Genomic DNA, 11,381 nt, shown 5'->3' with positions numbered 1-11,381 from the left:
GGCGGGGGGGGCGGGGGGGGCGGGAGCACCGTACGGCGGTACGCACCTCGTATGGGTCGTCCCGGGCCCCGATTCACACCTGCCGCTGATATCGAGGGTCGGTCCACACGTCCGGCAGCGGTGTCCTCCAGTGCTGGGCGTTGGGGAAAAGAGCGGCGAAGCGGTCGCGGACCTTGCGGGGGAAGAGCACCGGCATCCAGGAGCCGTCGGAGAATCCCAGCTGGTAATTGCCTTTCGCGAGGTCTTTGCAATCACGGACCCAGGCCAGTTCCTGCGGCGTGCACCGCCAGCCGGTTTCCGCGCGCAGGGCGGTGTTCTTGCCCAGGCCGTGTTCGGAGCCCACGTACACGAGCTGGGCGCGCCGGTCGGTCATCAGGAGGATTTTGTGGGCGGCCGGACCGAGCGGGCGCAGCCCTCGCAGCAGTTCACCGGCAAGGCTGTCCCAGGAGCCCCAGAACGGTTCCTTCTTTTCCAGGGCCTTGGGGCGCCGCTGCGGATCGCCGTAATGGCCGCGGGGCGGGTCGTCGGCACCGAGCAGGCTGAAGACGGCGTTCAGTACGCGGACGGGTATGGATTCCCCCTGCCACGCGGGCGCGCCGAAAATGGGAAGGTCCAGTTCCTTGGGCGGCGCGGGTGTCGTGTGGAGGCGGCATTCCCCGACCTCCACCGGCAGCATGTCCACCACCCTTTCGCCTGGTTCGAGAACCTGCTCCACAAGGCCACGCAGCTGGTGCCCGTCCTCGCTCATCGGATCCACGTATCCGCCCCTCCTCATCGCTCGACACACCACCGGACCGGCGGTCTCCGCGAAACGGTACGGAAGTACGGGCGCGTGGACGGAAGCCGTACGGGCGCCGGACGCAACGCGTCGCAGCACGGACCGACCAGTCCGCGGAGGCCGGAACGGCCAACCTACCTGCCGGGCCGCCGGGCCCGGGCGGTGCGGGCCCGAGCGGCGGCCGGATGCGGCACGGCGGGCAGTGGGCCGCCGGAACGGCGCGGACCGTCACTGATCGGTCGCGGGCGAGCCGGACACCGCGGGGCAGCCGGAAACGGCGGGAGGGATGGCAGCCGCAGCAGAGGTGGCAGTCGTATGTGTGCCGGAAACTGCCGTGGCGGCGGATTTCGCGCGCTCCTCGGCGTAATTCTTCCAGTCCACGGGCGGCCACGTCGCCGTGCGGGCCGCGAGCGCCTTGTCGATGTTCTCCCGCAGTCCCTCGCCGAAGAAATCGGAGACCTGGCGTACCAGTTTCAGCGCCTCGATGGTGCCGGAAGTGAGGGGCCTGGCCATGCGGTCGGTGCCGCCCGGCACACTGCGCGGGGAGACATGCGCGCTTTTCGTCGCCCGCAGTGCATGCGCGTGCAGACCGGCGCAGGCGTAACCGATCGCCAGGGCGATCCGCCGCACCGCGTCGTCCGCGCCGCGCGTCAGCTCCCCGGCGCCGAGAAGTGTCTGATTGGCGCTGCCGGGGCCCTCGTCCCCGTTCGCCGTCCGGGGCGGCAGCTTTTTCTCCTCGGCAACGAGCAGCCGGTGCGCCCGTTCCATGACGGCCGCCACAAAAGCCAGCTCTTCCATGTCGATGGACTGGGTCATCGCGATCCTCCCCTGCCGTGTGCGTACAACGGCACCGTAGGATCGGCCGGTCCCATACATGACCCGATCCGGCAAAAGCAGACCCATTGGAGTTACGGGCCGGGCTGCCTCCGGTACGTCAATCCTTACGTCAGTGCGCGATGGAGTCGATCAGATCGCGCGCCCCCTGCCGCAGCAGCGCGACCGCGACGGACGTACCCAGGGTCGCCGGGTCGAGCGGCCCGGCCCACTCGTGGGCGTTGAGCACGGTCTTGCCGTCCGGGGTGAAGACGCAGGCCCGCAGCGACAGCTCCCCGTTGCGCGCGGTCCTCGCGTACCCGGCGATCGGCGAGTTGCAGTGCCCCTGGAGGACGTGGAGGAACATCCGCTCGGCCGTCGCCTCCCGGAAGGCGTCCCGGTCACCGAGCGCGCTGACCGCGTCGATGGTGCCGGTGTCGTCCTCACGGCACTGCAGGGCCAGAATCCCGGCGCCGATGGGCGGGCACAGCGTCTCGGCCGACAGGATCTCGGTGATGACCTCGGACCGGCCGATGCGCTCCAGCCCGGACACCGCGAGCAGCAGGGCGTCGGCGTCTCCCGCGTACAGCTTCTCCAGGCGGCGGTTGGCGTTGCCGCGCATCGGTACACAGGTGAGGTGCGGGTGGGATGCGGCGAGCTGCGCGATCCGGCGTACGGAGGACGTGCCGATGCGGGTGCCGGCGGGCAGCTGGTCGAGGGTGCGGCCGCCGGGGTGGATGAGCGCGTCACGGATGTCGTCGCGTTCGAGGAACGCGGCGAAGGTCGTGCCGGCGGGCAGCGGCCGGTCGGCCGGCACGTCCTTGACGCAGTGCACCGCGAGGTCCGCCTCCCCGGCCAGCAGCGCGGCATCCACCTCTTTGGTGAAGGCCCCTTTGCCGCCCAACTCGGAGAGATCACCCATCCAGCGGTCACCGGAGGTGGTGACGGGCACCACCTCGGTACGCGTCGTCGGGTACCGGGCGGCCAGTTCGGCCCGTACGCGCTCCACCTGAGCGAGTGCCATGGGCGAGGAGCGCGAGACGATGCGGATCAGTTCAGGGGCGGACATGGCGTACACCATAGGGCTTGGGGTGGGGCCGGGGTGCGGTCACTTGGACGCGGGGCGGGCCGCCGGATCCGGGCGGTCACGGCTTGGCCGCTTATAGGGGGCGACGGCCGTACGCCCGAGGCTGCGTTCTACGCAGCATGTCGCAGGGTGCCGGCGCTTCGTAGGGCGTTGGCTCCGGTCGCGCTCGTCCTGACGGTGATGTCCGGTGGCGGGGTCCCGAAGCGGGCGGCAGCGGGCGGCGTCACCCCGTTCGCCCATCCCGGCGTGCGGACCGGCGAGGGCTGGGTCAAGGTCATCTCGTCAGGTCCACCTACATCATCTTCAGGAGAGTCACATGCTTCGTAACGTCGCGATCACCCTCGCCGGTGTCACGGCGGCCGGTTTCCTGGCCGCCGGGCCCGCTGCCGCCGACCCGCACGGCGGTGCTGCCGCGGGCGGCGCGTACGGCTCCGGCGCCTACTCGTCCCAGAACACGCTCGGCGGATACCGCCACTACAACGTCGGCGGCCCCACGGGTGTCACCGCCACCGGCGCCGCCTACGCCCACAGCCAGTCCGGCGGCCAGTTCGACTACGGCCGCTACTTCAAGGCCGTCTGGCACTGAGCCCGGCCCTGCTCGCGTCGGCACGCCCGACGGCTGCGCCCCGCGTCCGTGCTACGGCGCGGGGGCGCGTCCGTACCGTCCGGGCACCCGCCGACGGCCCCATGGCAGCAGCCTGCCGTCGCCCCTCCCCTTCTCGCACGCACGCTGATGCCCGTCATCGAGGCATCCCGACGGCGGTCGCCGCCCTGCACGAAGCCTGTGCCACGGCTCCGGCGCTCCGTGGCGGATGACGGAACGTGGACAGCGCGGCCCCCTGCCCGGCAGCACGTGGGCAGGGGGCCGTTCTGGTGTCTCAGGGGGACTCCGTCAAGGGCCGCTCACGGTGGACCGCCCTGCTGGACTGTCCTGTGAACTGCCGGGATCCGGTGCCGGCAGCCGACGCGCGGCGTCAGCTGTGGCTCGTCTCCGGAGTCTCCAGGACGAAGACCGGGATCTCGCGGTCGGTCTTCTCCTGGTAGTCGGCGTAGTCCGGGTACGCCTCGACCGCGCGCCCCCACCACAGGGCCTTCTCGTCGCCCGTCACCTCACGGGCCACCAGGTCCATACGGACCGGGCCGTCCTGGAGTTCCACCCGGGGGTCCGCCACGACGTTGTGGTACCAGACGGGGTGTTTGGGGGCGCCGCCCAGGGAGGCGACCACGGCGTAGGTGCCCTCGTGTTCCACCCGCATCAGCGGTGTCTTGCGGATCTTGCCCGACTTGGCGCCCCGGGTCGTCAGGACGATGACGGGCATGCCGCGCATCGTCGTTCCCTTGGTGCCGCCGCTGCTCTCGTACTGCTCGACCTGGTCGCGTACCCACTTCTCCGGGCTCGGCTCGTAATCGCCCTCAAGCGGCATGGCATCCGTCCCATCGTCGTTCGTGCATGGTGCCTTGGTGTCGTACGGCCCCGGTCACGGCCCTCCGGCCGTCCGCGACCGACCTGACCCTTTCTCAACATCGGGGGCGTACGCAATCATCCCGGCCGGTGTCGTGGCTGGTGAGGGACGCGAGGCGGGGGTGGACGGCGGTGCCGGGCGGCTGGGGCGGGCGGGTGAGGGGCCGTTAGGGTCATGAGCATGGTGACGCCGGTGATACGCGCGGAGACGTGGGACGGAACGACCGTCGACGACCCCTCCGAGGAAAAGCTGTTCGATCTGCTCAGCGAGATGAACCTGCGGCACCGGTTCGTGATCGTGGACCGGCTCGACCGGAGCCGGCCGGGCCAGTACTACATGCAGGTCTACCTGAACGACGACATGAGCTGTCAGGTGGAGTACCGGGACGGCGGACCCGCCCGGCATTTCCGGGCGCACGTCCCCGGCCCGTTCGCCCACCGGGGCCACGAGACCGTGGCGTCCGTACTGACGGCCTGGGCCGCCGACCGGCCCGGCTGGCGGGAAGCGCTGCCCTGGTCGCCATGTCACTGAGCCGCCGCACCCCCGTCCTACCGGCCCGGCGCGCCCGCTCCTGCCATCGCTGCCTTCCGTTGGCGGCCTGCCAGGCGGGAGCCGGATTCTCGGCGGGTTGTTCTGCGCAGGAGCGGTACGGCCAGGAGGAAGCCGACGATGGTCCACAGGGTGAGTACCAGGGCGACCATGGGCAGTTCCCAGGAACCCGCCGGCTCCGCGGCCAGTGCGCTGTCGGGGAGGAGTGCTGATCGCAGGCCCTGTGCCATCCACTTGAGGGGGAACAGGGATGCTATGTGCTGCACGACGTGGGGCATGCGGGTGATGGGGAACATCGTTCCGGAGGTCACGAGCAGTGCCATCGCGGGCAGCATGATCAGGGCGAGTGCTTCGCGGGGGTTGGGCAGGACGGCGCCTATGGCCGCGCCGAGCGGTACGACCGCGAGCAGTCCCAGGCCGGTGACCCAGATCAGGGTGAGCCACTGTGCCGGGGTGGCCGGCAACGGGCCGTCGGCCAGCAGCGCGCCGGCCGTGAGCAGCAGCACCAGGGTGCCGACGGCCAGGCCGAGGATCAGCAGCGCCTTCGCCACCAGGTACGCCGGTATGCCGCCCGGTGTGGCGCGGAGCCGCAGCAAGGCGCCCTCTTCGCGCTCGGTGACGAGCATCTGCGGAATGTTCAGCACGCCGAGCTGGAAGAGCAGGTAGGCGGCGAATCCGGCCATCATCAGGTGGCCCATGGGCAGCTCCGTGCCGGGGACGGAGTCGCTGATCGTCACGGCGAGCACGATCGCCACGATGATGTTGACGAGATGACCGCTCAGCTCTTTCTTCGTGCGCAGGAGCTGGCGCAGTTCGATGCCCCCGCGCCGGACCCCCGCCCGCAGATATCGCTGCGGTCCCGTCCCCCTCATGCGGCCTCGTCCTCTCGGTTCCGGGCGTTCGCCGGGTGTGCGTGTCGGTTCTCGGCGTTCACCATGTGCAGGTAGGTGTCCTCCAGCGTCGGGCGGCGCACCTCCAGGTCGGCTATCGGTCCCCCGGCTTCGCGGTGCAGTTCCCACACCAGCCGGGAGGGGTCGTCGGTACGTTCGCGTCGCGGCGTGCCGTCCTCGGCCGTCCAGCGCACCTCTGCGCGCGCCGCGGCCCGGCGGGCCAGTTCGGCCGGGCTGCCGCAGACCCGTATCCGGCCGTTGACCAGCACGGCGATACGGTCGGCGAGGCGCTCGGCCTCGATCAGGTCATGGGTGGTGAGCAGGACCGTGACGCCTTCGTCGCGGGCCAGTTTCTCGACGAGGACGTGGAAGTCGTGGCGCGCCTCCGGGTCGAAGCCGGTGGTGGGCTCGTCGAGGAAGAGGAGTTCGGGGCGGCCGACGATGCCGAGGGCGACGTCGAGGCGGCGCCGCTGGCCGCCGGATAGCCGGCCCACCTGCTGGTCCGCCTGGCCGGTCAGGCCGACGAGTTCGAGCAGCGCGACGGGGTCGCGCGGGTCGGGGTAGTACTCGGCGAAGTGGCCCAGGAGCTCGCCGACCCGCCATCTGGCGTGGTCGCGCCAGGACTGCAGGACGAGGCCGAGTCGTCCGCGCCACGCGTCGTCACCGCGCAACGGGTCGGTGCCGAGTACCCGGACCTCGCCGGACGAGCGTCGGCGGAAGCCTTCGAGGATTTCGACGGTGGTGGTCTTCCCGGCGCCGTTCGGACCGAGCAGGGCGAAGATCTCACCGCGGTGGATGTCCAGGTCGACGCCTTGCAGCACGTCTGTGGAGCCGTAGGTCATCCGCAGGTCGCGGACCCGTACGACGGGTTCGGCCGCGGTCACCGGCGGGCCTCCGTACGCGTGAGGGCCGATTCCGTCCCCGCGGCGCCGCCACGCCCGGCCGGTCCGGATCGCGCGTGACCCGGGGCCGTTTCGGACCGGGACGCCGATGCGCTGCCCGGTGGCGGGCTCTTGGCGGCTCCTTCGACGATCGCGCGCAGGGCCGCCACGTGTCCCTCGAACGCGGTCCTCCCCCGGTCGGTGAGCCGGACCTTCGTACGGCGCTTGCGTCCGCCGCCCTCCTTCCGGATTTCCAGGTACTCGGCCTCCTCCAGCGTGTGGAGCTGCTTGGAGAGCGCCGAGTCGCTGAGCGAGAGGCTGTCCCGGATGAAGGGGAAGTCGGCCCATTCGGTGGCGGCGAGCAGGGCGACCACCGAGAGCCGCGTGGACGGGTGGATCAGTTCGTCGAATCCGGCCGGGGTGCTCATCGGCCGCTCCCGTCGTAGCTGCGCACGGGGGCGAAGGCCCACCGGTTGGCGGGCGCCGTGACGAGCAGGAAGAGCCCCGCGCACACCGTGGCCTGTACCAGGCTGCCGTATGCCAGGTCGGCCCACTCGACGAGCCAGCCCGTGACCAGGATGCTGCTTCCGCCCACTACGGCGCTCGCGAAGAACACGGCGGTCGTACGCCAGGTGTAGCGCGAGCGGTGCAGCCGCATGCGGGACTTGCGGGCGGCCCGCACCCCGATGGCGGCCAGCGCGGCCACGTACGCCGCGAGCACGGCCCAGACGGCCCACTTGGGCAGGTCGAGTCCGCTGACCGCCACGAAGACCCACATGGCGGCCGCGATCGGCAGGTACGACCGCCACCCGCTCCCGGAGCAGCGCTCCAGTTCGTCGTAGACCCGCTCCTGCGGGACCCGGATCCGTTGCAGATCCGCCCAAGCGCGTTCGGCGTCGACCGGTGCGCTCATGCCCATCGCCTCCCCAAGACGTTGACGTGCCGAATTCGGCTGCTCGGCAGCCGATCCCGCACCGCCGACTTTCCCACTGGGAAAGTTAGCGCAGACTTTCCCACCGGGCAAGTAAAAAAATCGGGGTGCGGAGCGAGAGCGGGAACGGGCGTCGGGGCGGGCGCCGGGAGCGCGGGCGCGGGACGAAAGCGGGGCGGCGGGCGGGAGCCGCCCCGGCGCAGCTCTCAGGCGATCCAGTGCGGGCGGCGCCCGGTGGATGACGGGGTGATGCCGTCGGCGAGGGTGGCGGCCATGCGGTGTACGGCCTCGCGGAGGGTCTCCGGCGGGGTGGTGTAAGGGATGCGGAGGCGCTGTTCGAAGATGCCCGGGTCGGTGGCGAAGTAGGTGCCGCCTTCGATCCGTACCCCGTAGTCGAGTGCCCGCTCGGCCAGCGCGGCGGCGACAGGCTCGCCCAGGTCCACCCAGAGGGACAGACCGCCGGGCGGGAGCTGCCAGGCCCATTGCGGGAGGTGTTCGGTCAATGCGGAGGCCAGGACGGCGCGCTGACGGCGCAACTGTTCCAGGCGCTGGGGCAGCAGTTCCTCGGAGCGGTCCAGCAGGTCCAGGGCCAGGAGCTGGTCCAGGACCGAGCCGCCCATGTCGGTGGCGACCCGCTGGCCGGCGAGTTCGGTGACGAGCCGGGCCGGGGCGCGCAGCCAGCCGATGCGCAGGCCCGCCCAGTGGGTCTTGCTCATCGAGCCGGTGGTGATGACCTGGCCGGCGCCGCCCGGCGTGGCGTGGCAGGCGAAGGGCGGCGGGGCGGGTACGTCGAGGGCGAGTTCGGCCAGGGTCTCGTCGACGACCAGCCAGGTCCCGGAGCGCTGCGCGGCGCGCAGGGTGCGGGCGCGCTGCCGCTCGGGCATCAGGCAGCCGGTGGGGTTGTGGAAGTCGGGGATCAGATAGGCCAGCCGGGGCGCCGAGTGGCGCAGGGTCGCCTCGACGGTACCGGTGTCCCAGCCGGTGTCGGTCACGGGAACCGGCACCGTGCGCAGCCGGGCGCGCCGGAAGGCCTCCAGGGCGTTCGGGTAGGACGGGTTCTCGACCATGATCCGGTCGCCGGGCCGGGCCAGCAGTCCGAGGACGAGGGTGAGCGCGTGCTGGGCTCCGGAGGTCACCAGGATCTGTTCGGGCACGGTGGCCAGTCCCCGCCGGGTGAAGCGTTCGGCGATGGCGGCGCGCAGTTCCGGCAGGCCGTAGGGGTGGTAGCCGGGGGTGTCGACGTATTCGGCCAGCTGCGGAGAGACCCGGGCGAGGGCGTCGGTGAGCGTCTGCCGGGGCAGGCCGGGAGCGGCCCTGGCCAGGTCGATCGCGGTGTCGTGCGGCCCGAGGAGCCGCGCGACGCCCCGGGGCGGCCGGCCTTCGGGAAGGGCCGTCCAGGTGCCGGAACCCTGGCGGCTGTACGCGTAACCGCTCTCGCGCAGCAGGTCGTAGACGGCGGTGACGGTGGCGCGGCTGGTGTTCAGGGCCGTGGCCAGCTCCCGTTCGGCGGGCAGCTTGACGTGCAGGGCGATGCGTCCGTCCAGGATCAGCGCGCTGATCGCCCGAGCCAGGTGGCGGTAGGCGGGCCGGGCTTCCGCCGGGTCGGGCAGCAGCGCGGCCAGTTGCCGGCTCCCCAGGGTCCGTTCGGTTGGCCCGGTCTGCTGCGCGGGCCGGGTCCGCTTCGTATGCGCCATGCCACTCCCCCGGCTGTCACGGACCACACCGTCCCCCTGGTCACGGCCCGCTCGCGCCGTACCACCTCGCGCGAATTGGCCATGTTCTCCAGACCAATCACTGTACAGAGTCACCCCAATGGCCTTGCAGGCGTACCAGCGCCCCAGGCGGGCAACGGACGAATCGAGGTCGCCGTGCCGGCCGTGGGGTGAGGGCTCGGCGGGAGTGTGGGGCCGGAACCGTGCTGTACGCCTTCGCGGTGGGCCCGGTGACCCGGTTCCTCCTGCCCCGGTTCGCCTGTCGGAGCGCGGCCGAGCAGCGGAGCCTGCCGCCCCGGAGGTGTTGCGGCGCCCGTTCGGGGCTACTCCGGTAGTTCCGTACGTGGATGATCACAACCGGGCCGTACCCGCGCCCGGCGCCCCTCAGGAGACACGGCATGAGCAAGGAACCGACCATGCGCACGATCACCCAGGACGCCCTCGGCGGCCCCGAGGTGCTGTACGTCACCCGGGCGCCCCGGCCCGCGCCGCTGCCCACCGAGGTGCTCGTCCGGGTGCACTCCGCCGGGGTGAACCCGGTCGACTGGAAGACCCGGCAGGGCGGCGGCATGGCGCAGGTCCTCGGAGCTCCGCCGTTCAGCGTGGGCTGGGACGTCAGCGGTGTCGTGGAGGAGGTCGGCTTCGGCGTGCACACGGTCGAGGTGGGTGACGAGGTGTACGGGATGCCGTGGTTCCCGCGGCAGGCCGGCGCGTACGGCGAGTACGTGACCGCGCCCTCGCGGCACTTCGCCCGCAAGCCCGGCACGCTCGACCACGACCACGCTGCCGCCGTGCCGCTGGCCGCGCTCACGGCCTGGCAGTCCCTGGTGGACGCGGCGCGCGCCGAGGCGGGGCAGCGGGTGCTGATCCACGCGGCGGCGGGCGGCGTCGGGCACTTCGCGGTGCAGTTCGCCAAGCATCTGGGCGCGCACGTCATCGGTACGGCCCGGACGGCCAAGCACGACTGGCTGCGCTCGCTCGGAGCCGACGAGCTGGTCGACTACACCAAGGAGCGTTTCGAGGAGGCGGTACGGGACGTCGATGTCGTCATCGACCTGGTGGGCGACGAGCACGAGGAGACCAGTACCCGCTCCCTGCGGACGCTGCGGCGGGGCGGCACGCTCATCGCCGTCCCCTCCGGCGCCTCGCCCGGCCTCCTGGAGCAGGCCCGTGCCCAGGGGCTGCGGGCGAGCGGCTTCCTGGTGGAGCCGGACGGCGCGGCGCTCGCCCGGATCGGTGACCTCATCGAGGAGGGGGCGGTGTCGGTCGAGGTCGAGGACGTACTGCCGCTCGCCGAGGCCGGTGAGGCGCACCGGCGGGGCGAGGAGGGCCGCACCCGGGGGAAGCTCGTGCTGCGGGTCGCCTCCTGAGGGCGCGCGGCGGGCGCGGGACAGGGCATCGTCCCCATATCCGGCTCCGGTGTATTCTCGCGCGCTTTACCCGGACGGTGGGTACCCGGCTGTCGTACGGCCATCATTACGGGGGCCGTATATGCCGAATACATGATCGGCCACGGCAGTAAGTGGCGCGGCCGCGGGGGCTGGCCGAGCCGAATGCGTCGCGAGCCGGGACCTGCGGGAGCGACGGCTTTACGCGTCGACCCACTCGTGCGACTGGGCCTGCTTGAGGAGGCGCTGGCGGGCCTGGAGGATCTGCTCACCGGTCATGCTCGGTACGCCCGTCACGAGGAGTTCGGTCACCTCGTCGAGAAACTCCTGCGCGGAGAGCGTGTCGCAGAGCACGCCGTCCTCGAAAGGCCCGTCGGAGAGCGGGTTCTGGGAGCGGTGCGCGCCGCCGGAGCGGCCGGGGGCCCCTTCCAGGAAACGTACGTTGGACGCCTTGGGCCCTCGGTCGCCCTCGTCCACCAGGAATTCGACCTTCACGCCGGGAGCCATCAGTCCCTTGTCGAATTCGAGGTCGTTGACGTGCACGAAGACGTCTTCTCCGCCGTGGTCGGGAACAACGAATCCGTAGCCGCGCACCTCGTCGAACCGAATGACCTTGCCCGAAACCATCACAGTGCCCCAAACCCCAATTCCACAACTGCCCACAATTTCGCATGCACCCCGCCGCCGTTCGGGCGGCGCCGTTCCCGCCGGGCGCACTGGCAGAGGTAATCGCCGAGGGCGGGGACGATGGGGGTGGATGTCCCGCCCATACTATTGCCGAGCCACGGCGGAACGTCCAGCCCGGTGCCGTTCACGGCTCCCTCGGGTGCAAGCGGGGCGGCACACACCACTACGCGGGGACGGTACCGGTTCGACGGGACGGCACCGC

At 71.5% G+C, this 11,381-nt stretch carries 13 protein-coding genes; 3 read left to right on the top strand and 10 right to left on the bottom strand.

The window, feature by feature from the left end; translation table 11 throughout:
* Window positions 1-73: 73 nt before the first annotated feature.
* The 3 genes from IH45_RS0127620 to hemC form a co-directional block, all read right to left on the bottom strand.
* The gene (locus IH45_RS0127620) at window positions 74-757 is read right to left on the bottom strand and encodes a hypothetical protein (protein ID WP_158813281.1); all 684 of its coding nucleotides are present in this window, start codon (window positions 755-757) and stop codon (window positions 74-76) included.
* A gap of 249 nt (window positions 758-1,006) precedes the next feature.
* Window positions 1,007-1,594 (bottom strand): hypothetical protein, encoded by a 588-nt coding sequence (locus IH45_RS0127615; RefSeq protein WP_050515225.1) that lies wholly within the window; start codon window positions 1,592-1,594, stop codon window positions 1,007-1,009.
* 130 nt (window positions 1,595-1,724) lie between these two features.
* On the bottom strand, window positions 1,725-2,660 hold the full coding sequence (hemC, locus tag IH45_RS0127610; RefSeq protein ID WP_030674066.1) for a hydroxymethylbilane synthase: 936 nt from the start codon (window positions 2,658-2,660) through the stop codon (window positions 1,725-1,727).
* Between the two features lie 334 nt (window positions 2,661-2,994).
* Here hemC and IH45_RS0127605 point away from each other — a divergent pair, with 334 nt between their 5' ends.
* Window positions 2,995-3,264, top strand: coding sequence for a hypothetical protein (locus tag IH45_RS0127605; RefSeq protein ID WP_050515224.1), 270 nt, complete (start codon window positions 2,995-2,997; stop codon window positions 3,262-3,264).
* Between the two features lie 388 nt (window positions 3,265-3,652).
* Here IH45_RS0127605 and IH45_RS0127600 read toward each other — a convergent pair whose 3' ends face one another.
* On the bottom strand, window positions 3,653-4,102 hold the full coding sequence (locus tag IH45_RS0127600) for a nitroreductase family deazaflavin-dependent oxidoreductase (RefSeq protein WP_030674062.1): 450 nt from the start codon (window positions 4,100-4,102) through the stop codon (window positions 3,653-3,655).
* A gap of 219 nt (window positions 4,103-4,321) precedes the next feature.
* Between IH45_RS0127600 and IH45_RS0127595 the strand changes: the two genes are divergently transcribed.
* Entirely contained in the window at window positions 4,322-4,672 is a 351-nt protein-coding gene (locus tag IH45_RS0127595) for a hypothetical protein (RefSeq protein WP_030674059.1), read from the top strand.
* A gap of 17 nt (window positions 4,673-4,689) precedes the next feature.
* Here the strand turns inward: IH45_RS0127595 and IH45_RS0127590 are convergent, their stop codons facing one another.
* The 5 genes from IH45_RS0127590 to yczR form a co-directional block, all read right to left on the bottom strand.
* The gene (locus tag IH45_RS0127590; protein ID WP_030674057.1) at window positions 4,690-5,562 is read right to left on the bottom strand and encodes an ABC transporter permease; all 873 of its coding nucleotides are present in this window, start codon (window positions 5,560-5,562) and stop codon (window positions 4,690-4,692) included.
* Complete coding sequence (locus IH45_RS0127585) at window positions 5,559-6,422, bottom strand: ABC transporter ATP-binding protein (protein ID WP_050515227.1); 864 nt, start codon at window positions 6,420-6,422, stop codon at window positions 5,559-5,561. The genes IH45_RS0127590 and IH45_RS0127585 overlap by 4 nt, the downstream gene beginning before the upstream one ends.
* 38 nt (window positions 6,423-6,460) lie before the next feature.
* Window positions 6,461-6,889, bottom strand: a complete 429-nt coding sequence (locus IH45_RS01000000144165) for a transcriptional regulator (RefSeq protein ID WP_032918540.1) — start codon at window positions 6,887-6,889, stop codon at window positions 6,461-6,463.
* Complete coding sequence (locus IH45_RS0127575; protein ID WP_032918552.1) at window positions 6,886-7,374, bottom strand: hypothetical protein; 489 nt, start codon at window positions 7,372-7,374, stop codon at window positions 6,886-6,888. The genes IH45_RS01000000144165 and IH45_RS0127575 overlap by 4 nt, the downstream gene beginning before the upstream one ends.
* 224 nt (window positions 7,375-7,598) lie before the next feature.
* Window positions 7,599-9,086, bottom strand: coding sequence for a MocR-like transcription factor YczR (yczR, locus tag IH45_RS0127570; protein ID WP_030674046.1), 1,488 nt, complete (start codon window positions 9,084-9,086; stop codon window positions 7,599-7,601).
* A gap of 416 nt (window positions 9,087-9,502) precedes the next feature.
* Between yczR and IH45_RS0127565 the strand changes: the two genes are divergently transcribed.
* Window positions 9,503-10,474: an NADP-dependent oxidoreductase gene (locus tag IH45_RS0127565; RefSeq protein WP_030674044.1), complete on the top strand. Its 972-nt coding sequence runs from the start codon at window positions 9,503-9,505 to the stop codon at window positions 10,472-10,474.
* 219 nt (window positions 10,475-10,693) lie between these two features.
* Here the strand turns inward: IH45_RS0127565 and IH45_RS0127560 are convergent, their stop codons facing one another.
* Window positions 10,694-11,119, bottom strand: a complete 426-nt coding sequence (locus tag IH45_RS0127560) for a cold-shock protein (RefSeq protein ID WP_030674042.1) — start codon at window positions 11,117-11,119, stop codon at window positions 10,694-10,696.
* Between the last annotated feature and the right edge of the window lie 262 nt (window positions 11,120-11,381).

Origin of the sequence: Streptomyces rimosus subsp. rimosus (genome assembly GCF_000720725.1) — a bacterium.
GTDB lineage: Bacteria > Actinomycetota > Actinomycetes > Streptomycetales > Streptomycetaceae > Streptomyces > Streptomyces rimosus_A.
The sequence above is the reverse complement of the archived record's forward strand: the minus strand, read 5'-3'. Positions and strand labels throughout refer to the sequence as shown.

Bases quoted from the DNA above. Each gene is read 5' to 3' on its own strand.
- IH45_RS0127615 (WP_050515225.1), bottom strand. From the start codon at position 1,594: ATGACCCAGTCCATCGACATGGAAGAGCTGGCTTTTGTGGCGGCCGTC.
- hemC (WP_030674066.1), bottom strand. From the start codon at position 2,660: ATGTCCGCCCCTGAACTGATCCGCATCGTCTCGCGCTCCTCGCCCATG.
- IH45_RS0127605 (WP_050515224.1), top strand. From the start codon at position 2,995: ATGCTTCGTAACGTCGCGATCACCCTCGCCGGTGTCACGGCGGCCGGT.
- IH45_RS0127600 (WP_030674062.1), bottom strand. From the start codon at position 4,102: ATGCCGCTTGAGGGCGATTACGAGCCGAGCCCGGAGAAGTGGGTACGC.
- IH45_RS0127595 (WP_030674059.1), top strand. From the start codon at position 4,322: ATGGTGACGCCGGTGATACGCGCGGAGACGTGGGACGGAACGACCGTC.
- IH45_RS0127590 (WP_030674057.1), bottom strand. From the start codon at position 5,562: ATGAGGGGGACGGGACCGCAGCGATATCTGCGGGCGGGGGTCCGGCGC.
- IH45_RS0127585 (WP_050515227.1), bottom strand. From the start codon at position 6,422: ATGACCTACGGCTCCACAGACGTGCTGCAAGGCGTCGACCTGGACATC.
- IH45_RS01000000144165 (WP_032918540.1), bottom strand. From the start codon at position 6,889: ATGAGCACCCCGGCCGGATTCGACGAACTGATCCACCCGTCCACGCGG.
- IH45_RS0127575 (WP_032918552.1), bottom strand. From the start codon at position 7,374: ATGAGCGCACCGGTCGACGCCGAACGCGCTTGGGCGGATCTGCAACGG.
- yczR (WP_030674046.1), bottom strand. From the start codon at position 9,086: ATGGCGCATACGAAGCGGACCCGGCCCGCGCAGCAGACCGGGCCAACC.
- IH45_RS0127565 (WP_030674044.1), top strand. From the start codon at position 9,503: ATGAGCAAGGAACCGACCATGCGCACGATCACCCAGGACGCCCTCGGC.
- IH45_RS0127560 (WP_030674042.1), bottom strand. From the start codon at position 11,119: ATGGTTTCGGGCAAGGTCATTCGGTTCGACGAGGTGCGCGGCTACGGA.